We start from the raw sequence: 20,072 nt of genomic DNA on the forward strand, positions 1-20,072 counted from the left end.
GGCCCGGCCCCCGCGCCGCGCCCGGGCCGGGCCGTCCGCCTGGCCCGGCTCGCTGCCCGCCGCGAGGCGCGGCGCACCGCCCTCGCGGCCGGCGCCGGGCTCGCCCTCGCCCTGGCCTTCCCCCCGTACGGCCTGTGGCCGCTGTCGGTGGCCTCGGTGGCCGCGCTGGCCCTGCTGACCCGGGGGCGCACCGTCCGCCAGGGCGCCTGGACGGGATTCGCCTTCGGGCTGCCGTTCTTCTTCTTCCTGCTGCGCTGGCTGCACGTGGTCGGCTACGACGCCGTGCTGGGCCTGTCGGTCGTCGAGGCCGCCTTCCTGGCCGTGCTCGGCGCCGGGCTCGCGCTGACCTCCCGGCTGCCCGCGTGGCCGCTGTGGGGGGCGTGCCTGTGGATCGCCGAGGAGTGGGCGCGGGACCGGACGCCGTTCGGCGGCTTCCCCTGGGGCCGGCTGGCCTTCGCCAACACCGGCTCCCCCTTCACCCCGCTCGCCGCGCTGGGCGGGGCGCCGCTGGTGAGCTTCGCGGTGGCCCTGTCCGGCGGTCTGCTCGCGTACGCGCTGTTCGCCGCGTGGCGGCTGCGGGGCGGCCCCCGGGGCGTGCGGGCCGTGCTGCCGGCCGCCGGGGCGCTGGGGACGGCCCTGGTGGTCGGGCTCGCCGGGTACGCCGTGCCCGTGCCCACGAAGGCCGACGACACCGTGAACATCGCGATCGTCCAGGGCAACGTCGAGAAGCCCGGCATGGACTTCCTCGGCCGCCCCCTGATGGTGCTCAACAACCACGTCGACGCCACGCTCCAGCTGGCCCGGGACATCAAGGCCGGCAAGGCGCCGAAGCCCGACCTGGTGATCTGGCCGGAGAACTCCTCCGACCTCGACCCCTTCCAGTACGCCGAGGCCTACGACCGCATCCAGGAGGCGGTGCGGGCCGTGGGCGTGCCCGTCCTGGTGGGCGCCCTCGTCGACCACCCCGGCAAGAGCGGCTACATCGACAACAAGGGCATCGTCTGGGACCCGGTGACCGGCCCCGGCGCCTCCTACGCCAAGCAGCACCCGGTGCCCTTCGGCGAGTACGTGCCCTTCCGGGACCAGCTGAGCAAGGTCATCTCCCGGCTCCAGCGCGTCCCCCGCGACTTCTACCCGGGCGACCACACCGGTGTGCTCCAGGTCGGCCCGGCCCGGCTCGGCGACGTCATCTGCTTCGAGGTCGCCTACGACGAGATCGTCCACGACACGGTCGCGGCCGGCGCCCGCGCCCTGGTCGTCCAGACCAACAACGCCACCTACGGCCGCACCGGCCAGCCCGAGCAGCAGCTGGCCATGAGCCGGCTGCGGGCCGTCGAGCACGGCCGGGCCGTGGTCACGGCCGCCACGAGCGGCATCAGCGCGGTCGTCGCCCCCGACGGGCGGGTGCTCCGGCGGAGCGAGGAGTTCACCCGTGATGTGATCTCCGCGAGCCTCCCCCTGCGGGACGGCACGACCGTTGCGGACCGCGTCGGTGCGGGGCCGGAATGGGCGCTCGCTATGGTGGGTCTTCTGTCCTGCGCGGCCGCAGTCCTGACCTCCCGTCGGGCACGGGCGGACGAGACCTCGAACCGGAAGGGCCAGTAGTGCCAGAAGTGAACGACGGTGGTCAGCGGAGATTCGGTCCGCTCGGCACGACCTTGGTGATCATCCCGACCTACAACGAGGCGGAGAACATCAAGCCCATCGTCGCCCGGGTGCGGCAGGCCGTGCCGGAAGCGCACGTCCTCGTCGCGGACGACAACAGCCCCGACGGGACCGGCAAGCTCGCCGACGAGCTGGCGGCCGAGGACGAGCACGTCAAGGTGCTGCACCGGCAGGGCAAGGAGGGGCTCGGCGCCGCCTATCTGGCGGGCTTCCGCTGGGGCCTGGACAACGGCTACGGCGTGCTCGTGGAGATGGACGCCGACGGCTCCCACCAGCCGGAGGAGCTGCCCCGGCTGCTCACCGCCCTCAAGGGCGCCGACCTGGTGCTGGGCTCCCGCTGGGTGCCCGGCGGCCGGGTGGTGAACTGGCCGAAGTCCCGTGAGTTCCTCTCCCGGGGCGGCTCCACCTACTCGCGGCTCATGCTCGACGTGCCGATCCGTGACGTCACCGGCGGCTACCGGGCCTTCCGCCGGGAGACCCTGGAGGGGCTGGGCATGGAGGAGGTGGCCTCCCAGGGCTACTGCTTCCAGGTCGACCTCGCCTGGCGCGCGGTCAAGGCGGGCTTCCACGTGGTGGAGGTCCCCATCACCTTCGTCGAGCGCGAGCTGGGCGACAGCAAGATGAGCCGCGACATCGTCGCGGAGGCGCTGTGGCGGGTCACGTCCTGGGGCGTCGGATCCCGCGTCTCCAAGGCGACCTCCAAGGCCCTCGGCAAGGAGCGCTGACGGGCCCCCGGGTGGGCCGGTAAGGGATCCATAAGCGCGCTCCGGCTGTCCGGCCGCCGTCCAGGCACACTTGAGGCATGACGTTCGGAGCGCAGCAGCAGACGTTGAACAGCCGGCCGCCGGGGCGCGGCCGTGCCCGCAGGCTGGTCCCCCTCGGCGTGGCCGTGTGGGCGGTCCTGGAGATCTGGCTGCTGGTGCTGGTGGCGGGCGCGGCGGGCGGGCTCACCGTCTTCGCCCTGCTGGCCGGGGGAGTGGTCGTCGGCTCGTATGTGATCAAGCGGGCCGGGCGGCGGGCCTGGCAGCGGCTGAGCGGCTCCCTCCAGCAGGGCACCGCCCCGCAGGCCCCGCCGCGGGAGGGCGAGGGCGGCGGGAACGCCCTGACGATGCTGGGCGGGCTGCTCCTCATGGTGCCGGGGCTGATCTCCGACGTGGCCGGGCTGCTCTGTCTCTTCCCGCCGACGAGGGCGCTGATCCGCCGGACCGCCGAGCGGAAGCTCACCGGCTACGCGACGCAGGCGGCGCCGGGGACGCTCGGGGACGCCTTCCAGCAGGCTCAGGGCGCGCGGATGCGGCAGCCCGACGGCAAGGTCGTCCAGGGCGAGGTCATCCGCGAGGACCAGCCGCGGACGCCGCGTACGGACGACCCCCAGTTGCCGCGCTGAGCGCCCCGAAGGGGCGCGGGGCCGCAACATTGTGCGGCTCCGCCGCGTGGGCGCGACCAGCCACGGACGGCCTGCAGTCGAATGAGCGCATGAAAGGGCCCGGGCCACTGCTCTCGCAGTGGCCCGGGCCCTTGGTCGTGCGATGGAACGCGCGGCCCGCCGTCAGGCGGACTTACGCGTGTCCCGCGGATGCACGGCGATGTTCATGGCGCCGGAGCGCAGGACGGCCAGCCTCTCGGCGAGCACCTCCTCCAGCTCCTCGCGGGTTCGCCGCTCCATGAGCATGTCCCAGTGCGTACGCGCGGGCTTGCCCTTCTTCTCCTCGGGACCGTCGCCGTCCACCAGGAGTGCCACGGCGCCACACGCCTTGCACTCCCACTCCGGCGGAATCTCCGCCTCTACCGAGAACGGCATCTCAAATCGATGGCCGTTCGGGCATGCGTACTCCACCGCCTGGCGCGGGGCCAGATCGATGCCGCGGTCGGTCTCGTAGCTGGTCACCACAAGTCGCGTGCCGCGGAGAGCTCGCTCACTCATGAATTCGTGCCTCCCGGGCTTGTCGCCCACAGGACAGGTGTCGCTGTCGTCGTCATCCGGTCAACGTCCGGTCGGCGGTGAAGATTCCCCGTTGAGGGACATGCGTCGCCCGTCGTGCCGCCCCTTGTTGTACCCACCAGCGCCCGTTTTGTCACATCTGGCAATAGATGTCACCCTGTGCTGTTGCTACTTGAGCGCGCAGTAACGGTCCGTCCGGCGGGTCGAAGGCGTACACTACCGGCCCGCCGGTTTCACGCCTAAACCGGGTCCGGTGCGCCCTCGGCGGACCTGGCCTGATCAGTGGCCTCCGGTACGCCCGCCGAGCCCGCCACCGGTATCGTCGGCCGCTGCTCCGAGGGCGCGAAGAAGCGCAGGAAGAACTGGGCCAGGGGCCCGATGCACACCGCGAAGAGCACCGTGCCCACGCCCACCGAACCGCCCAGCGCGAAGCCGGTCGCCAGCACGGCCACCTCGATGAAGGTCCGCACCAGCCGCACCGACCAGCCCGTCCGGCGGTGCAGCCCCGTCATCAGCCCGTCACGCGGGCCCGGGCCGAAGCGCGGCGTGATGTACAGCCCCGTGGCCATCCCGCACAGCGCCACCGCGAAGAGCAGCAGCGGAATCCGTATCCACAGCGAACCCGGGGTGGGCGTGATGCTCAGTGTGGCGTCCATCACCAGGCCGATCACCAGCACATTGGAGACCGTGCCCAGCCCGGGGCGCTGCCGCAGCGGGATCCACAGCAGCAGCACCAGGACGCCGATGGCGATCACCACCGTGCCGATCGACAGGCCCACGTGGCGAGCCACGCCCTGGTTGAGCACGTCCCAGGGGGCCAGCCCCAGCCCGGCGCGCAGCTGCAGCGCGCAGCTCACCCCGTACAGCACGAGCCCGGCGTACAGCTGGGCGAGACGGCGGGGAAGATGGCGGGCCGGCCCCGGACTCCGGGGCGCGGAAACGTGCGCGGACAAGAGATACCCCCCTGTGGTGGTGCGAGTGGCCTTGGCATGACAGTCTGTGGACTGGATCGAACATTGATCCATGGCCAATCCCGGAAAGGTGGACTGCACGCCATGACCCAGTGGACTTCTTCGGTGGGGGCGCCGCAGCTGGCCCGCCTCCTCGGCTCACCCCACGCCCGCGACACCGTGACGGCGCTCGGCGGCCGGCGCACCCCCGCCTACCGGTCCCTGGCCGACCGCATCCGGCTCCTGGTCCTGGAGGGCCGCGTCCCCGTGGCCGCCCGGCTGCCCGCCGAGCGCGAACTGGCCGCCGCCCTCGCCGTCAGCCGCACCACCGTCGCCGCCGCCTACGAGGCCCTGCGCGGCGAGGGCTTCCTGGAGTCCCGGCGCGGCGCCGGCAGCTGGACCGCCGTGCCCGCCGGGAACCCGCTGCCCACCAGAGCCCTGGACCCGCTGCCGCCCGAGGCCGCCGGCTCCGTGATCGACCTCGGCTGCGCCGCCCTCACCGCCCCCGAGCCCTGGCTCACCCGCGCGGTCCAGGGCGCCCTGGAGGAGCTGCCGCCCTACGCCCACACCCACGGCGACTACCCGGCCGGCCTGCCGGCCCTGCGCCAGGCCCTCGCCGACCGCTACACCGCCCGCGGCATCCCCACCATGCCCGAGCAGATCATGGTCACCACCGGCGCGATGGGAGCCGTCGCCGCCATCTGCCGGCTGATGGCGGGCCGGGGCGAGCGGGTCGCCGTCGAGTCCCCCTCGTACGCCAACGTCCTCCAGCTGATGCGCGAGGCCGGCGCCCGGCTCGTCCCCGTGGCGATGGCCGGCGGCCTCGCCGGCTGGGACCTGCCCGCCTGGCGCCAGGTCCTGCGCGACGCCGCGCCCCGCATGGCCTACGTCATCGCCGACTTCCACAACCCCACCGGCGCCCTCGCCCCCGAGGAGCAGCGCCGGGAGCTGGTGGAGGCGTGCCGGGCCGCCGGCACCCTGCTGGTCGCCGACGAGACCATGTCCGATCTCGTGCTGGACCCGGACCTCGAACTGCCGCGTCCCGTCTGCGCCTTCGACCCCGCCGGCAGCGCCGTCATCACCGTCGGCTCGGCCAGCAAGTCCTTCTGGGCGGGCCTGCGGATCGGCTGGGTGCGCGCCGCGCCCGAGGTGATCCGCAGCCTGGTCGCCGCCCGCGCCTACGCCGACCTCGGCACGCCCGTCCTCGACCAGCTGGCCGTCACCTGGCTGCTCAACACCGGGGGCTGGGGCGAGTCCCTCGCCATACGGCGCGGCCAGACGAGGGAGAACCGCGACGCGCTCGTCGCGGCGGTCCGACGTCACCTCCCCGACTGGGAGTTCACCGTCCCCCGCGGCGGCCTCACCCTCTGGGCGCGCACCGGTGGCCTCTCCGGCTCCCGGATCGCCGAGGCGGGCGAGCGCCTGGGGGTCCGGGTGCCGTCCGGGCCCCGCTTCGGCGTCGACGGGGCGTTCGAGGGCTATGTGCGCCTGCCCTTCACCGTGAACGGCGCCGTCGCGGAGGAGGCCGCGACCCGCCTCGCCGAGGCGGCGCGGCTGGTGGCGAGCGGGGCCACGGCGGCGGTGGAGATGCCGCGCACGTATGTGGCGTGACGGCCTGATGCCGGTCCGCCGGGGGAGTGACCCCGCCGGGCGGCGCTAGGGCGCCGGCGCGTGCGTCGGCGCCGCCGGCTCCGGCAGCAGCGCCCATACCGCCTGCCGCTGCGCGTCCGCCGTCTCCTCGTCGTACGGGTCCGGCGTCGTCGGCACCTGGAGCCGGTGGACCGGACCCGTGCCCACCCGCGCGTAGCCGCGCCCCGGCGGCACGTGGTCGGCCGGCGTGGTGTGCGAGGGCGCGCCGAGCACGGCCGTGACCTGCTCCGGGGCGACCGCCCCCAGGACGGCCCGGGCCCGGGTGTGGGCGAGCACCGCCTCGGCGAGTCGCCCCACGCCCTCCAGGTGTTCCCCCACCGCGACGGTGACCTGCGCCGTCCGGCCGTGCCGCAGTGGAACGGCGAGGAGATCCTGTGGATCGGGCCGCCCCTCGCGCGCGGCGAGGTGGCTCAGCGCCCCGGGCCGGTCCACGACGATCCACAGCGGCCGCCGCACGTCGTCGGGCAGGGGGAGCCCCTGCCGCCGGGCGCGCCCGGCGGCGAGCAGCCGCCGCTCGGTCTCGTGGGAGGCCCACTCCAGGACGGCGAGCGCGCCCGGGAGCGCGGACTCGACGGCCAGCACCCCCGCCCGGCCCTCCAGACAGGCGTACTCGCCCGCGCCCCCGCCGTCCACGATCACCACGTCGCCGTGGAGCAGGGCCTGCAGGACGACCGAGCGCAGCAGCGTCGTGACCCCGGCCGACGGCTGGCCGAGAGCCAGCAGGTGCGGCTCGGTGGAGCGCGGCCCGGTGCGCCAGACGACGGGCGGCGCGTCGTACGTCTCCTGCCCGGCCGTCACCGGCAGGGTCCGCAGTACGGCGGACGGGTCGGTGAAGCCCAGCACGGTCTCACCGGGCGCGGTCACGAAGCGCTGGGCCCAGACGTCGGTGGGCAGCACCGGCAGGACGCCCAGGCCGAGGCGGTTGGCGGCCTCGTCCCAGTCGAAGCGGTACTCCGGGCCCCGGCCCGCCTTGAGGTGCAGCAGCTGCTCGATCCTGGCCCGCGCGCCCTCCTCGCCGTCGGTGAAGTAGCCGGGGTAGCGCAGCCGGAGGGCGGTCAGCCGCCCCAGGCCGTCGAACGCGTACTCCTCGAACGCCTGCTGCCAGTCACCGCCGTGCCGATAGAGCGGCCGGGGGTCCTGCGGGGCGGAGAAGTAGGGCACGAGCGCCTCGTAGAGCGCTTGGAGCCGGTGGCTCCCCTCCTCGTCCGGCCCGGCCGCCGCCAGCAGGGCAGCCGTGCCCAGGGTCGGCCCGTAGGGGACGAGCGCCACGATGGCCAGGCACGAGGCCACCAGGAGCAGGGTGGGGCCGCGGCGCTCCCGCGGCATGCGCCCCCAGCCGTGGCGTCCGGTGGTGGCGAGCGAGCGCAGCCCGCGGGCGACGACGAGCAGCGGGTAGAACATGTCCCGGGCGTTGTCGGCGAGGCCGTGCGCCAGCTCCCGGCCCGGGGAGGGCCCGGCGGGTCCGGTCGGGATGCGGGGGAGTGAACGCCGGCCCACGTCGTTCTCCTAGAACTTGATGCCGCCCAGCAGGCTGGCGAGGCTCGCGCCGCCCGCCTTGATGCTCGGCGCGATGCCCGTTCCCGCGAGGTAGAAGCCGAACAGTGCGCAGATGATGCCGTGCGAGGGCTTGAGGTTGTCCTTGCGGAAGAACAGGAATACGACGACACCGAGCAGTACGACGCCCGAGATGGAGAGGATCATGGGAATCTCCTGGGAACTGGGGGCGGTCACCACAAGTTCCTCCAGCTTCACAGAAAGTATTTTTTAGGCAACTGGGGATACACCCGTACGGAGGATGACGAATTATGACCGAGCCGACACCCGCATCCGGAGAGCCCGCACACGACCCGGAGGTGCTCCAGCTGGCGGCCAAGGTCTTCGACCTGGCGCGGCACGGTGACACCGATACCCTGGCCGCATATGTGGACGCTGGAGTTCCGGTCAATCTCACCAATGACCGGGGCGACTCGCTGGTGATGCTCGCCGCCTATCACGGCCACTCCGCGACGGTCTCCGCCCTCCTGGAGCGCGGCGCCGACGCGGACCGCCCCAACGACAAGGGCCAGACCCCGCTGGCGGGCGCCGTCTTCAAGGGGGAGAGCGAGGTCGTCCGGATCCTGGTGGCCCATGGCGCGGACCCGGCCGCCGGTATGCCCTCGGCCGTCGACACCGCGGCCATGTTCGCCCGCCAGGACATGCTGGACCTCCTCCAGGGCGGCTGACCGGCGCCGGCCGGGGGCGCGGCGCGGAACGGGTCCACTCGGGGTGACGGACCCTCAGCACCCCCGGCCGGGGCGGCGGTTCGGACGGCCGGCGGGGAGGCTGCGTGGACGCGAAGCCGCGTGACGACGAGCAGCCGCGTCGCCTCTGCCCGGCGGACGTCAGCCGGTAGGGAGGAACCCCCGCACGGTCTCCACCGTGTCGGCCTCCTCCGCCCTCTTATCGTCGCGGAACCGCACCACCCGCGCGAACCTCAGCGTCACCCCCTCCGGATACCGCGAAGACCGCTGGAGCCCGTCGAACGCGATCTCCACCACCACCTCCGGCCGCACCCGCACCACATACCCGTCGTCGCTCACCGCCAGTGACCGCAGCCGGTCCGTCTGCCAGGCCAGCATGTCGTCCGTCAGGCCCTTGAACGTCTTGCCCAGCATGGCGAACGAGCCGTCCGGGCGGCGTGCGCCGAGGTGGAGGTTGGAGAGCCGGCCGTGGCGCCGCCCGTGGCCCCACTCCGCTGCCAGGACCACCAGGTCCAGCGTGTGCACCGGCTTCACCTTCAGCCACGCCGCGCCCCGGCGGCCCGCCACATAGGCGGCGTCCAGGGCCTTGAGCATCACGCCCTCGCGCCCGTTCCGCAGCACGTCCGCCGCGAAGTCCCGGGCCGCGGCCCGGGACTTCGCGGCCGATGGGTCCGCCACCACCAGCCGCCGCACCCGCAAGGGCTCGGGCACCACGTGGGTCAGCACGGCGTGGCGTTCGGCCGTCGGCAGTGACAGCAGTTCCCTGCCCTCGACGGACAGGACGTCAAAGAAGACCGCTGACAACGGAAGCGCCGCCCCCGCCCCCGCCGTCCGGGTGCCGACCCGGCCCGCGACGTCCTGGAACGCGTGGGGGCGGCCCGCCGCGTCCAGGGCGACAGCCTCGCCGTCCAGGACCACCGACGACACCGGCAACTCCAGCGCCGCACCCACCAGTTCCGGCAGCCGTCCGGTGATCTCGTCCAGGGTGCGGGTGAAGACACGGACGTCCTCGCCGTCGCGGTGCACCTGCACCCGGACCCCGTCGAGCTTCTCCTCCACCGCGCACGGCCCCAGCCGGTCCAGCGCCTCGTCGACGTCCTTCGCGCTCCGCGCCAGCATCGGCAGCACCGGCCGCCCCACCTCCAGCCGGAACCCCGCCAGCGCCGCCGGGCCCCCGGCCAGCAGCGCCCGGGCCACCGCGCCCAGCGAGCCGCCGAGCATCACCGCCCGCCGCACCTCCTCCGGCGCCGCCCCCACCGCGGCGGCGAGGCCCTCCACGGCCAGCGCGTCCAGCGCGCCCTGCCGCAGCTCGCCGCCGATCAGCCGCAGCAGGAAGCGCTGTTCCCGTTCCGTCGCCGCCCCCAGCAGCCCGTCCAGCAGTCGTTTGCGCTCGGTCCGCGCGCCCTCGCCCGCCACCGCGGCGATCGCCGTCAGCGCCCGGTCCACGTCCTCCACGGTCAGCGAGGGCACGGCGGCCGGGGCGGGCACGTCGCGCAGCGTGCTCCAGCCGACCCCCGTCCTGCGCTGCGGCAGCCGCCCCGCCAGATACGGGATCACCACCGGCGCCTCGTCCGGGCGGGCGGCCCGGAACACCCCGGCCAGCACGGCGGTCTTCGCCGACCGGGAACGGGTCGCCGCGATCTCCTCCGACGCCCGCGCGACATCGACCAGCAGCATGTCCTCATCGTGCGACGCCATGCCCTGTGCCGCAGGTCAGGAATCCGGCCCGGCCTCCCGCCCGGCGTGGTCGCTGACCCTGATCAGCAGCGCCACCATCAGCCAGTTCGCCACCAGCGACGAGCCGCTCTTCGCCAGGAACGGCAGCGCCTTGCCCGTCAGCGGGATCAGCCCCATCACCCCGCCCGCCACCACGAACACCTGCAGCGCCAGCGCCGCCGCAAGGCCCACCGCCAGCAGCTTGCCGAACGGGTCGGCCGACCGCAGCGCGGTGCTCACGCCCCGCTGCGCCAGCAGGGCGTAGAGGACGAGGACGACCATCGTGCCGGCCAGCCCCAGGTCCTCCCCGACCGTGGTGAGGATGAAGTCGCTGCGGCCCGCGAAGCCGATCAGCTCCGGGTGGCCCCGGCCCAGCCCCGCGCCCGTGACGCCGCCGCTGCCGAAGCCGAACAGCGCCTGGGCGGCCTGCGGGGAGAACGTGCTGCCCGGCTCGAACGCGTCGAAGGGGTGCAGCCAGGCGTCGATGCGGCCCTTCACGTGCGGCTCCATCGAGCCGACCACGCCCGCTCCCATGGAGGCCATCAGCACGCCGCACACCACCCAGCTCGTCCGCTCGGTGGCCGCGTAGAGCATCACCACGAACAGCCCGAAGAAGATCAGCGAGGTGCCCAGGTCCCGTTCGAGGACGAGCACCATCAGGCTCAGCACCCACACCGTCAGGATCGGGCCCAGCTGCCGGCCCGGCGGCAGCCGCACGCCCAGGAACCGGCGGCCGGTCAGGGCCAGCGCGTCGCGGTGGATGACCAGATAGCCCGCGAAGAACACCGCGATCATGGTCTTGACGAACTCGCCGGGCTGGAAGGACAGCGGCCCGATGAAGATCCACCGCTTGGCGCCGTAGGTGTCCCCGGGGAAGAACGCCGGCGCCATCAGCAGCACCAGCGCCACGGCCATCGTCAGATAGATGTAGCGCTGGAGCCGGCGGTGGTCGCGCAGCACCGCCACCACGACCACGCACAGACCCACCCCGATCACCGTCCACATCAGCTGGCCGGAGGCGGTGGATCCGGCGTGGTAGCGCGCGCGGTAGGCCGGGTCCAGCCGGTACAGCAGCACCAGCCCGAACGCGGAGAGCAGCACCGCCAGCGGCAGGATCACGGGATCGGCGTACGGGGCCCAGCGGCGCACCGCCAGATGCGGCACGAGCGCCAGGCAGGCCATGCTCCCCGCGAACCCCGGGAGCCCGCCGGGCACGTTCCCCGTGGTCGCCAGGCCGGTGTACAGATAGCCGAAGCAGCTGATGAGGACGGTGAGGCCGAGCAGCAGCGCCTCACTGCGGCGGCGCCGGTCCGCCCGCGCGGACAGCGGGGTGCCCGCACCGCGCCGGGTGCCGCCGTCGGCTCGTACGGTTTCCACGGTCACACCGGCCATGATGATCGGCGGGTGCTGAAGGAAACCTGAGGTTTCTGAAGGTTTGTTCAGGACTTCCGGAAGTGGCGCTTCCCGGCCGGTTCACCCGCCTCCGGCAGCGGGAAGCGCGCCACCAGCAGCGCCCCGCCGCCGGTCCGCGCGCCCGCCTCCAGGTCGCCGCCGTGCGCCCGCGCGATCTCCCGGGCGATGGCCAGCCCCAGCCCGCTGCCGCCGCTCTCCCGGTCCCGCGCCGCGTCCAGCCGCACGAACCGCTCGAAGACCCGCTCCCGCTGTCCGGGAGGGATCCCGGGCCCGTCGTCGGCCACCTCCAGCACCGCGCACCGGCCCGCCGGATCGGCGTACGCCCGCACGGTGACCCGCGAGGAGGCGTGCCGCAGGGCGTTGTCCACCAGGTTGGCCAGCAGCCGCTCCAGCTGGGCCGCCCGGCCGCGCAGCGGTACGGGCGCGGGGGCGTCCACCGCGACCGGCACCCGGGGCGCGGGGCGGCGGGCGGCCTCCTCGGCGGCCAGCAGCGCCAGGTCGACGGGCTCCGGCGCGCCCGAGGGGACGCGCGCGTCGAACCGGGCGAGCAGCAGCAGGTCCGCCGCGACGCGCTGGAGCCGCACCGTGTCGGCCAGCGCCGCCCGCACCGACTCCGGCGTCGGCCCGCCCGGCGCGCCCAGCGCGACCTCCAGCTGGGAGCGCACGGCGGCCACGGGGTTGCGCAGCTCGTGGGAGGCGTCGGCGACGAACTGCCGCTGTCTGCCGACCGACTGCTCCAGCCGGTCCAGGGTGGCGTTGACGGTCCGCGCCAGCCAGGCCACCTCGTCGTCCGCCGGCGGCTCCGGCACCCGGCGGTCCAGCTCGCTGGCGGTCACCGCCGCCAGCTCGGTGCGGATCCGGGTCACCGGGCGCAGCGCCAGCCCGGTGACCGCCCAGCCGAGGCCGGCGGCCAGCGCGATCAGCAGGGGCGCGGCGGCGAGCAGGCCCATGGCGATGGTGTGCGTGGCGTCGTCGACGTCGCTGAGGACGGTCAGCGCGTAGACGTAGCGCTCCTCCGCGCCGGGCGGCGTGGCGCGGACGACCACCAGGTCGCCGCGCTGGCCGCCCATGGCCCGGGTCACGGTGGAAGCGGTGTCGGCGCCCGGGGCGGGCTGCAGCGGGGCGAACCGGTGGGCCAGGGGCTCGGCCGAGGGGCGGGTCGTGGCGATGACCGTGCCACGCGGGTCGAGGACGAGCACGACGTCGACGCCGTCCCGGGGCGCGGGCAGCAGCGCGGGCAGCGGTCCGGCGTCCGCCCGGGCCGCCACCTCGCGGGCGGCCAGTTCGGTGCGGCCGCTCACGTTGTCCAGCAGGTTGGCGCGCAGGACCGTGTACAGCCAGGCCCCGCCCGCCGTGAGCAGCAGCGCCATCGCCAGGGCGGCCGCCGCCGCGCAGCGGCCCCGGACGGTCCGGGGGAAGGGCCGGGAACGGCGAGGCCGGCGGGGCTCAGCCACCGTCGGGCGCCATGCGGTAGCCGGTGCCGTGCACGGTCAGGATGGAACGGCGGCCGAAGGGCGCGTCGATCTTCCTGCGGAGCGACGAGACATAGACCTCGACGATGTTGGGGTCGGTCCCGCCGGGGGAGTCCCACACCTCGTCGAGGATGTCCCGCTTGGCCACCGCCTGACCGTCGGCGGCCATCAGACAGCGCAGCACGGCCAGCTCGCGCGCGGTCAGCTCGATCTCCCGCCCGCCCCGGCGGCAGCGCCGCCCGGCCGTGTCCAGCTCCAGGTCCCCGGCCCGCAGCGGGGGGCTCCCGGCCGTACCCCGGCGGCGGCCCAGCGCCCGCAGCCGGGCGAGCAGCACGACGAAGGAGAACGGCTTGGTCAGATAGTCGTCGGCGCCCGCGTCGAGGCCCTCCGCCTCGTCGTACTCGCCGTCCTTCGCCGTCAGCATCAGCACCGGCGTCCACACGTCCAGCCGGCGCAGCCGCCCGCAGACCTCGTAGCCGTCGAGGCCCGGCAGCATCACATCCAGGATGATCACGTCGTACGGGCCGGCCAGTGCGGCCTCCAGGCCCCGGTGCCCGTCGTGGACGACGTCCGCCCAGTGCCCCTCGGCGGCCAGCCCCCGTCGCAGGGTGTCCGCGAGACCCGTCTCGTCCTCGACTATCAAGATGCGCACGCCCCAAGCCTCACATATCCGACGGGACGCAACTCCGGCACCGCCATCCGGGGTCACGGTGCGTGATGTCGCGCACACTTAGTGGAAGGGTCGTAACCGGGCGGTGTCGCGGCGGGTTGACGCACCGACACCGCAGGATCGACGACGCAGGACGGAGCAGTGGTTCAGCCATGAGCAAGCGCCAGAAGGGCCGCCGACACCGCAGGGTCAACCGCACGCCGCGCCCGGTGGGTCCCTCCCGCCGCGGCCCGGCCCGGCCCGAGCCGAGGCCGGAACACAGGTCGGAATCCAGGGCGGAGGCCTGTCCCGAGCCGCGCGCGGAGGCGCGGCCGGGGCCGGCCCCCGAGCTCGGCCGCCATGAGGCACGCACGTGGGACGGGCTGCTCGCCCGCGGCGCCGAGGGCGCCTCCGTCGACGAGTTGTGCGTCGCGGTGGGTTATCAGGCGCGCACCATCCTCAAGCACGTCACCGGGCTCGCCGGGCACGGCCTGGCGGAGCTGCGCGACGAGCGCTGGTACGCCACGGCCGAGGCCCTCCGGGGCGCCGGCCGGCAGCCCGCGGCCGCCGGCCGCTGACACGCTCCGGGCCGGGGGGATCCCGCACTCCCCCGGCCCGGGGTCCTCAGTTCCCCGCGGTCCCGCACCGGCGAACACACACGAAGGGCGCGGGGAACCGCCCGCTGTGGCAGCCGAGTTCGCGGACGGCGGCGGTGCCGTCCGTCATGACCCCGTCGGCGTCCGGTAGGCGCGGTAGCCGACGCGCAGCCGCGTCGCGTCGAAGGCGAACGGCAACGGCCGCCCGGGCCCCAGCCGTACCCCGGCCACCGCCAGCTCCCCGCCGCGCAGGAACTCGGCGACGAACCCTGTGGCCAGCAGGAGCCCCAGCTCCATGCCGCTGCACCGCGCCTCGCCCCGGCCGAAGGGGCTGACCGCCCAGTCCTGTTCGGCCGTGCCGTCCAGCCACTTCTCCGGCGCGAACCGGTGCGCGTAGTCGATGCGCTCCGCGTCCCGCGCGTGGAACGCGGCGGGCACCAGCACATTGACGCCGCCCGGGGCCACCGCCGAACGCCAGCGGGTCTCGGCGGTGGTGCGCCGCGTCAGGTTCGCCACCGGCGGCCACAGCCGTGCCGCCTCCCGTACACACGCCCGCAGATACGGCATCGCCAGGAACCCGGGCGTCGTGTGGGCGCCGTGCGCCCGGTCCGCGTCCCGCACCTCCTGGGCGGCCCGCCGGTAGTGCGCCGGGTGGGTGGCGAGCAGGGCCAGCGTCTGCACCACCGCCGCGTGCACCACGGACAGTGCCATGAACCAGTGCGCGACCTGCCCCTCGGGAGCCGTCTCCGGGCCCCGGGGCACGGTCCGGAACAGCCCGCCGAGGCTGCGCGGATCGGCGTCGCACAGATAACGGGCCTGCCGCTGCATCATCCGGCGCCGCACCCGGCGGGTGCGCGCCGTCCGCCAGCGCCGGGCGCCCATCCAGTTGGCCTCGGCCAGCAGTTCGTCCAGCAGCCGGGAGAACTCCAGGTCGTCGGCGGCCGCGTCGCCCAGGAAGCAGCGCCGCCCCACCCGGTCGAGGCGCTCCCGCACCTGACCGGCCGTCAGCCCGGCCTCCGCCTCCGGGCCCAGCAGCGCCCGCGCCTCCTCGCCCACCACCCGCAGGAAGTGCCCGGCGAGCCGGTGCGCCGGGCAGCCCGCGTCCAGCACCGCGTCGTTGAAGGCGCGCCGCGCGGTGCGCTGCCGGCCGTGGGAGGCGATCAGCGCCTCGGGCTGCACGGCGGCGAAGCCGCTCACCTTCTCCCAGGTGTCCACCGCGTAGATGTCCACCGGCCCGGCCAGCACCTGCCGGGCGTCCTCGGCGTCCAGCACCAGCAGCGTGGGGCCGGAGGCGCCGCGCACGACGACGGGCCCCCTGCCGTGCCGCCGGCGCAGGGCGCGCATCAGTTCCGCGCCGTGCCGGCCGGGGTCCAGCCGGGCCACGAGCCGGGCGACGCGCGGCCGGGTCCGGAAGACGCCCCTGAGGTAGCCGGGCAGGAAGTAGCCCAGCGTCAGCCGCAGGTTCTCGCTCCGGGAGGCGACCGGCAGGGCGGTGCCCGCCGCGTCCCGGACGGCCGTGGTGCCGGAGGTCTCGCTCGTCCAGGTCACGCCGGCACCACCGTCTCGGGCGCCGGGGCCGCGCCGGGGGCCGTGAACGGCGGGGTGCTCTGCGGGGGATGTGCTACGGAAACGGGCATGATGCAGCTCCATACGGTGGGGGGCCGGTGGAAGGCGTGGTGGGGCGGCCGCGCGCGGGCGGACGCCGCGCGCGGCACCGAAGAGGCGGGACGCGTCAGAGGGCGGGCGGCACGGCGGTCACCGGGGCCTCGATGAGCACGGGCCCGTCCGGACTGGTCGTGGCGGCGCCGACCAGCTCGGCGAGGTGGGCCGGGTCGGTCGCGCGGTGCGCGGGCACCCCGTAGCCCCGCGCCAGCGCGCACAGATCGAGCCCGGGCACGTCCAGGCCGGGCACGCCCGGGGTGTTCTCGAAGCGGCCGAACCACTTGAGGATCGCGTACTCGCGGTTGGCGGGGACCACGAACGTGACGGGCACCCGGTAGGCCGCCGCCGTCCACAGCGCGGTGATGGCGTACTGCGCGGAGCCGTCGCCCACCAGCGCCACCACCGGCCGGCCGGGGCGGCCGAGCTGCGCCCCGACGGCGGCCGCCAGGCCGAAGCCCAGCCCGCCGCCCGTCGTCATCAGGAAGGAGCCGGGCCGGTCGATGCGGACGTGGTCGCGGAACGCCTGGATGTTGGAGGGCGATTCATTGACCCACACGGTGTCGGCGGGGGCCGCGCTGGCGATGGCGGCGAGCGCGATGGACGCCGACATCGGCTCCCCGTCGGCCTCCGGGACCTCGACGGGGGTGTCGTCGGCGCGGTGCGCGGCCTCGTCGTCCGCGCGCTTGTCCACCAGCTCGCAGAGCAGCTCCAGGGTGGGCCGCAGCCCCGCCACCAGCGCGTCGCCGACGGGCGCCCGGGCGGCCTCGCCGGGGTCGCTGGTGATGAGCGTCAGCTCGGTGCCCTCGGGGAGCAATGGGCCGGGGACGTACGGGTAGTAGCGGAAGACGGGCGCGCCGGCCACCAGGACCAGATCGTGCCCGGCGAGGGTCTGCGCCAGCGGCCCGATGGCCGGGGGCAGGACGCCCTGGTAGAGCGGGTGGGTCTCCGGGAAGCCCACGCGCCCCTCGTTCGGCGAGGCCCACACGGGCAGCCCCCGGCGCTCGGCGAGCGCCACGACGGCGTCCCAGGCCCCCTCCGCGTCCACCGCGCCGCCCGTCACCAGCACGGGATCGACCGCCGTCATCAGCCTGCGGGCCAGCGCCTCGACCTCGTCGCGGTCCGCCTGGGCGGGCCCGCCCAGGCGGCGGGCGGTGGCGTACCGGGCGGCCCGGGCCTCGGCCGCGTCGAGCTCCACGTCGAAGTCGTCCATCGGCAGCGACAGGAACACCGGGCCGCGCGGCGCGCTCTCGGCGATGTGGAACGCCCGGGCGAGCGCGGCCGGCACGTCCTGGGGGCGCGGTGGCTCGTAGGCCCACTTCACGGCGGGGCGCGGCAGGAGGGTGGCGTCGACGTTGGTCAGCAGCGCCTCCATGGTCATCATGGCCCGCACCTGCTGCCCCGCCGTCACCACCATCGGGGTGTGGTTGGCGGCCGCCGTGACGATCGCCCCCATGGCGTTGCCCACCCCGGGCGCGGTGTGGAGATTGACCAGGGCCGTCCGCCCGGTGGCCTGGGCGTGGCCGTCGGCCATCCCCACGACCACGGCCTCCTGGAGGCCGAGCACATACCGGAAGTCCTCGGGGAAGTCCTGGAGGAAGGGCAGCTCGGTGGAGCCCGGATTGCCGAACACCGTCGTCGCTCCGCGGGACCGCAACAGCTCACGAGTGGCTGCGCGTACGGTCGTCATCGCCTGGCACCTCTTGGGATCCGTGGGCCGATCGGGGGAGGGGAGCATTGCCACTTCCCGCCCGCCGAAGCCAGGACCCCGGAAGATCACCTGAGTATTCATCCGAGCGGGTGAATGCGCCCTGGCCTGCGGGCTGTTGCCGCCGGGCGGGTTCTAGCGTCCCCCGTATGCCAGACATGGATCAGATCATCAGACGGATTCGCAGGGACATGAACACCGAGCTCCGCAAGCGGGCGCGGCGGGCGCTCGACGGGCCGTCGGGGTGGGCCGTCTCGGGCGAGGCCGTCCCGGGTGAGCAGGGAGAGGGCGGGCGCTCCGGCGAGGCGGCCGCGCCGGCCGCCAGCGGGCCCGCGCAGCAGGGCGAATAGCGACGGGCCCCGCCGTCCGGGGCAACGGGCGGCGGGGCGTCGACGGGAGGAACGGGAAGGGGCGCGGTTCGGTGGGCGGGGGTCAGTGGCGGCCTCCCGGAGTGCCTCCGCCGAGGCCCATGCGCGCGCAGGCGAGGGCGATCAGGCAGCACAGGGCGCCGATGACGACATTGCTGACGACCGCGCGGGTGGCGAAGGCGTGGCCGGCGACGACCCAGGGGGAGACGATCGTCCAGAGGGCCAGGCCGACGGCGGCCCAGCTCATGGCGTGGGTGCGTTCATAGGCGGAGCCAAAACCTCCGACCAGGCATGCGAAGGCGATGCCCACGATCAGATTATTGATGGCCAGGTTGGTGGACGCGTTGAAGCCAACAATCCATGGCGAGGCGGCCAGGTACACGCCGCAGAGGAGCGCGAGGGCCTCGACGGCCTGGGCGGCGGGGGTCGTCGTCGTCTCCTCGGAGTGGGCACGGAGCGCCAGGATGTCGGGGTGGGTTTCGATCCGGGGCGACGTAGGGGCGGTCACGTCGGCCACCTTCTTTCCCTGTGGAATCGGGCTTGCCCTGTGGAAGCGGACCTGGTGGCATTTTACCCCAATTACCCTTTAATTCACCCAAATGGGCGGTGTATCGAACAAGGGATGGGGGAAGGCTTACGGGTCAGAACCGAACGGCAGGGGGAGGCGACCCACCGTGGAAGAGCCCGCAGGACGGGAAGAGCGCACCCGCACTCGTTCCGACGTCCCGGACAAGGCGGCACCCCCGCCCACCGAGGACGATCCGGAGGCCGTGGAGGCGGCCGAGTCCCACATCATCCGCGGCATGGACTGAGCGGCATGGACTGAGGGGCCGACCTGACGCTCACGGGACGTTTCCCGGCCGGAAAGATCCACGTGGCCCTTCGGGCGCGCGGAACGCCGACAACAGGCATATGCGTGTCGTCATCGTCACCGAATCGTTTCCGCCCGACGTCAACGGCGTCGCGCACTGCGCCTGGCAGACCGCCCGGCACCTCGTGCTGCGGGGCCACGACGCGCTGGTCGTGGCCCCGGCCGGCCCCCGGGGCGTGGAGTCCGGCACGGGCGCGCCCGTGCCGGACTCCACGCCCTGCCCGGTCGTCCGCGTACGGTCCGTCCCGCTGCCCGGCTACGCGCAGATCCGCGTCGCGCTGCCGGGCCGGCGGCTGGCCGCCACGATCGGCGCGCACCGGCCCGACGTCGTCCACCTCGGCAGCCCGTTCGTCCTGGGCGCGCGTGCCGTGCGCACCGCCGGCCGGCTGGGGATCCCGGTGGTCGCCGTCTACCAGACCGACCTCGCCGGCTACGCCCGGACGTACGTCGGCGCGGGCGAGGGCTACGCCTGGCACCGGCTGCGCGCCATCCACGGCGCGGCCGACCGCACCCTCGCGCCCTCCGCCGCGGCCGTCCGCGACCTGGTGGCGCAGGGGGTGCCCCGGGTCCGGCTGTGGCGGCGCGGCGTGGACTCCGAACGTTTCCATCCGGCCCGGCGCGACCTGGAGCTGCGGCGCGCGCTCGCGCCCGGCGGCGAGCTGATCGTCGGCTATGTGGGGCGGCTCGCGCCCGAGAAGCGGGTGGAGTTACTGGCCCCCGTCTGCGCCCTGCCCGGCGTACGGGTCGTCATCACGGGTGACGGGCCGCACGCGGCGCGGCTGCGCGCCCTGCTGCCCGGGGCGCGCTTCCTCGGCACCCGCACCGGCGACGAACTCGCCCGCATCTTCGCCTCGCTGGACGTCTTCGTGCACACCGGCCCCCAGGAGACCTTCTGCCAGACCATCCAGGAGGCCCAGGCCAGCGGCGTCCCGGTCGTCGCCCCCGCCATCGGCGGCCCCCTCGACCTCATCGACCACGCCCGCACGGGCCTGCTGGTCGGCCCCGGCGACCCCGAGGCCCTCCGCGACGCGATCCTCACCCTCGAAGCCGCCCGGGGCACCCGCGACGCCTACGGCCGCGCCGGCCGCGCCGCCGTCCTCACCCGCACCTGGACCGCGATCGGCGACCAGCTCCTCGACCACTACCGCGAGGTCCTCACGGAACGGCCGGGAG

Annotated in this window: 20 protein-coding genes; 9 read left to right on the forward strand and 11 right to left on the reverse strand. The window is 74.7% G+C overall.

The genetic code is table 11. The features are described from left to right. The 3 genes from lnt to fxsA form a co-directional block, all read left to right on the forward strand. Positions 1-1,605: apolipoprotein N-acyltransferase (lnt, locus tag K6I33_RS13945; protein ID WP_229351572.1), on the forward strand; the 1,605-nt coding region annotated here is incomplete at its 5' end. An 8-nt stretch (positions 1,606-1,613) separates the two neighbouring features. Then, entirely contained in the window at positions 1,614-2,390 is a 777-nt protein-coding gene (locus K6I33_RS13950; RefSeq protein ID WP_229351574.1) for a polyprenol monophosphomannose synthase, read from the forward strand. Positions 2,391-2,467: 77 nt separating this feature from the next. After that, positions 2,468-3,052 (forward strand): FxsA family membrane protein, encoded by a 585-nt coding sequence (gene fxsA / locus K6I33_RS13955; protein ID WP_229351577.1) that lies wholly within the window; start codon positions 2,468-2,470, stop codon positions 3,050-3,052. 162 nt (positions 3,053-3,214) lie between these two features. Here the strand turns inward: fxsA and K6I33_RS13960 are convergent, their stop codons facing one another. Together K6I33_RS13960 and K6I33_RS13965 are read right to left on the reverse strand one after the other, a co-directional pair. Beyond that, a complete protein-coding gene (locus K6I33_RS13960) occupies positions 3,215-3,589 on the reverse strand; it encodes an RNA polymerase-binding protein RbpA (protein ID WP_004948858.1) in 375 nt (124 codons plus the stop codon). A 257-nt stretch (positions 3,590-3,846) separates the two neighbouring features. Then, positions 3,847-4,632, reverse strand: coding sequence for a YitT family protein (locus K6I33_RS13965; RefSeq protein ID WP_229351579.1), 786 nt, complete (start codon positions 4,630-4,632; stop codon positions 3,847-3,849). Positions 4,633-4,662: 30 nt separating this feature from the next. Between K6I33_RS13965 and K6I33_RS13970 the strand changes: the two genes are divergently transcribed. Beyond that, positions 4,663-6,168: a PLP-dependent aminotransferase family protein gene (locus K6I33_RS13970; RefSeq protein WP_229351581.1), complete on the forward strand. Its 1,506-nt coding sequence runs from the start codon at positions 4,663-4,665 to the stop codon at positions 6,166-6,168. Between the two features lie 45 nt (positions 6,169-6,213). On the opposite strand, the gene K6I33_RS13975 is transcribed toward K6I33_RS13970, so the two are convergent. Together K6I33_RS13975 and K6I33_RS13980 are read right to left on the reverse strand one after the other, a co-directional pair. Then, positions 6,214-7,704 (reverse strand): hypothetical protein, encoded by a 1,491-nt coding sequence (locus tag K6I33_RS13975; protein WP_229351584.1) that lies wholly within the window; start codon positions 7,702-7,704, stop codon positions 6,214-6,216. Between the two features lie 9 nt (positions 7,705-7,713). Then, a complete protein-coding gene (locus K6I33_RS13980; RefSeq protein ID WP_229351619.1) occupies positions 7,714-7,908 on the reverse strand; it encodes a hypothetical protein in 195 nt (64 codons plus the stop codon). A gap of 104 nt (positions 7,909-8,012) precedes the next feature. On the opposite strand from K6I33_RS13980, the gene K6I33_RS13985 reads away from it, so the two are divergent. Beyond that, positions 8,013-8,429, forward strand: a complete 417-nt coding sequence (locus K6I33_RS13985) for an ankyrin repeat domain-containing protein (RefSeq protein ID WP_229351586.1) — start codon at positions 8,013-8,015, stop codon at positions 8,427-8,429. Positions 8,430-8,588: 159 nt separating this feature from the next. Here K6I33_RS13985 and K6I33_RS13990 read toward each other — a convergent pair whose 3' ends face one another. From K6I33_RS13990 to K6I33_RS14005, 4 genes are all read right to left on the reverse strand, one after another. Continuing rightward, positions 8,589-10,124: an ATP-dependent DNA ligase gene (locus K6I33_RS13990; RefSeq protein ID WP_229351624.1), complete on the reverse strand. Its 1,536-nt coding sequence runs from the start codon at positions 10,122-10,124 to the stop codon at positions 8,589-8,591. 36 nt (positions 10,125-10,160) lie between these two features. Beyond that, positions 10,161-11,540: an FtsW/RodA/SpoVE family cell cycle protein gene (locus K6I33_RS13995; protein WP_374284446.1), complete on the reverse strand. Its 1,380-nt coding sequence runs from the start codon at positions 11,538-11,540 to the stop codon at positions 10,161-10,163. Positions 11,541-11,602: 62 nt separating this feature from the next. Then, entirely contained in the window at positions 11,603-13,030 is a 1,428-nt protein-coding gene (locus K6I33_RS14000; protein ID WP_229351589.1) for a cell wall metabolism sensor histidine kinase WalK, read from the reverse strand. Further along, positions 13,023-13,700 carry a response regulator transcription factor gene (locus tag K6I33_RS14005; RefSeq protein ID WP_229351592.1) on the reverse strand — a complete coding sequence of 226 codons (678 nt, stop codon included), beginning with the start codon at positions 13,698-13,700 and terminating at the stop codon, positions 13,023-13,025. The genes K6I33_RS14000 and K6I33_RS14005 overlap by 8 nt, the downstream gene beginning before the upstream one ends. A 170-nt stretch (positions 13,701-13,870) precedes the next feature. On the opposite strand from K6I33_RS14005, the gene K6I33_RS14010 reads away from it, so the two are divergent. Then, the gene (locus K6I33_RS14010; protein ID WP_229351596.1) at positions 13,871-14,275 is read left to right on the forward strand and encodes a hypothetical protein; all 405 of its coding nucleotides are present in this window, start codon (positions 13,871-13,873) and stop codon (positions 14,273-14,275) included. 144 nt (positions 14,276-14,419) lie between these two features. Here the strand turns inward: K6I33_RS14010 and K6I33_RS36325 are convergent, their stop codons facing one another. Together K6I33_RS36325 and mdlC are read right to left on the reverse strand one after the other, a co-directional pair. Next, a complete protein-coding gene (locus K6I33_RS36325; RefSeq protein WP_229351599.1) occupies positions 14,420-15,841 on the reverse strand; it encodes a cytochrome P450 in 1,422 nt (473 codons plus the stop codon). A gap of 184 nt (positions 15,842-16,025) precedes the next feature. Beyond that, complete coding sequence (gene mdlC / locus K6I33_RS14020) at positions 16,026-17,642, reverse strand: benzoylformate decarboxylase (RefSeq protein ID WP_229351603.1); 1,617 nt, start codon at positions 17,640-17,642, stop codon at positions 16,026-16,028. 209 nt (positions 17,643-17,851) lie between these two features. Between mdlC and K6I33_RS14025 the strand changes: the two genes are divergently transcribed. Beyond that, complete coding sequence (locus tag K6I33_RS14025; protein WP_229351606.1) at positions 17,852-18,010, forward strand: hypothetical protein; 159 nt, start codon at positions 17,852-17,854, stop codon at positions 18,008-18,010. An 82-nt stretch (positions 18,011-18,092) separates the two neighbouring features. Here K6I33_RS14025 and K6I33_RS14030 read toward each other — a convergent pair whose 3' ends face one another. Next, positions 18,093-18,536 carry an SPW repeat protein gene (locus K6I33_RS14030; RefSeq protein WP_229351609.1) on the reverse strand — a complete coding sequence of 148 codons (444 nt, stop codon included), beginning with the start codon at positions 18,534-18,536 and terminating at the stop codon, positions 18,093-18,095. Between the two features lie 166 nt (positions 18,537-18,702). Between K6I33_RS14030 and K6I33_RS14035 the strand changes: the two genes are divergently transcribed. Both K6I33_RS14035 and K6I33_RS14040 read left to right on the forward strand, forming a co-directional pair. Then, entirely contained in the window at positions 18,703-18,840 is a 138-nt protein-coding gene (locus tag K6I33_RS14035) for a hypothetical protein (RefSeq protein ID WP_229351612.1), read from the forward strand. A gap of 100 nt (positions 18,841-18,940) precedes the next feature. Continuing rightward, positions 18,941-20,072, forward strand: a 1,132-nt coding sequence (locus K6I33_RS14040) for a glycosyltransferase family 1 protein (RefSeq protein WP_229351616.1), incomplete at its 3' end; no start/stop codon positions are given.

Source organism: Streptomyces sp. UNOB3_S3 (assembly GCF_020740895.1).
Lineage (GTDB): Bacteria > Actinomycetota > Actinomycetes > Streptomycetales > Streptomycetaceae > Streptomyces.

Coding starts and splice junctions, on each gene's coding strand:
- fxsA (WP_229351577.1), top strand. CDS start 2,468: ATGACGTTCGGAGCGCAGCAGCAGACGTTGAACAGCCGGCCGCCGGGG.
- K6I33_RS13960 (WP_004948858.1), bottom strand. CDS start 3,589: ATGAGTGAGCGAGCTCTCCGCGGCACGCGACTTGTGGTGACCAGCTAC.
- K6I33_RS13965 (WP_229351579.1), bottom strand. CDS start 4,632: ATGGATCAATGTTCGATCCAGTCCACAGACTGTCATGCCAAGGCCACT.
- K6I33_RS13970 (WP_229351581.1), top strand. CDS start 4,663: ATGACCCAGTGGACTTCTTCGGTGGGGGCGCCGCAGCTGGCCCGCCTC.
- K6I33_RS13980 (WP_229351619.1), bottom strand. CDS start 7,908: ATGATCCTCTCCATCTCGGGCGTCGTACTGCTCGGTGTCGTCGTATTC.
- K6I33_RS13985 (WP_229351586.1), top strand. CDS start 8,013: ATGACCGAGCCGACACCCGCATCCGGAGAGCCCGCACACGACCCGGAG.
- K6I33_RS13990 (WP_229351624.1), bottom strand. CDS start 10,124: ATGCTGCTGGTCGATGTCGCGCGGGCGTCGGAGGAGATCGCGGCGACC.
- K6I33_RS14010 (WP_229351596.1), top strand. CDS start 13,871: ATGAGCAAGCGCCAGAAGGGCCGCCGACACCGCAGGGTCAACCGCACG.
- mdlC (WP_229351603.1), bottom strand. CDS start 17,642: ATGACGACCGTACGCGCAGCCACTCGTGAGCTGTTGCGGTCCCGCGGA.
- K6I33_RS14025 (WP_229351606.1), top strand. CDS start 17,852: ATGAACACCGAGCTCCGCAAGCGGGCGCGGCGGGCGCTCGACGGGCCG.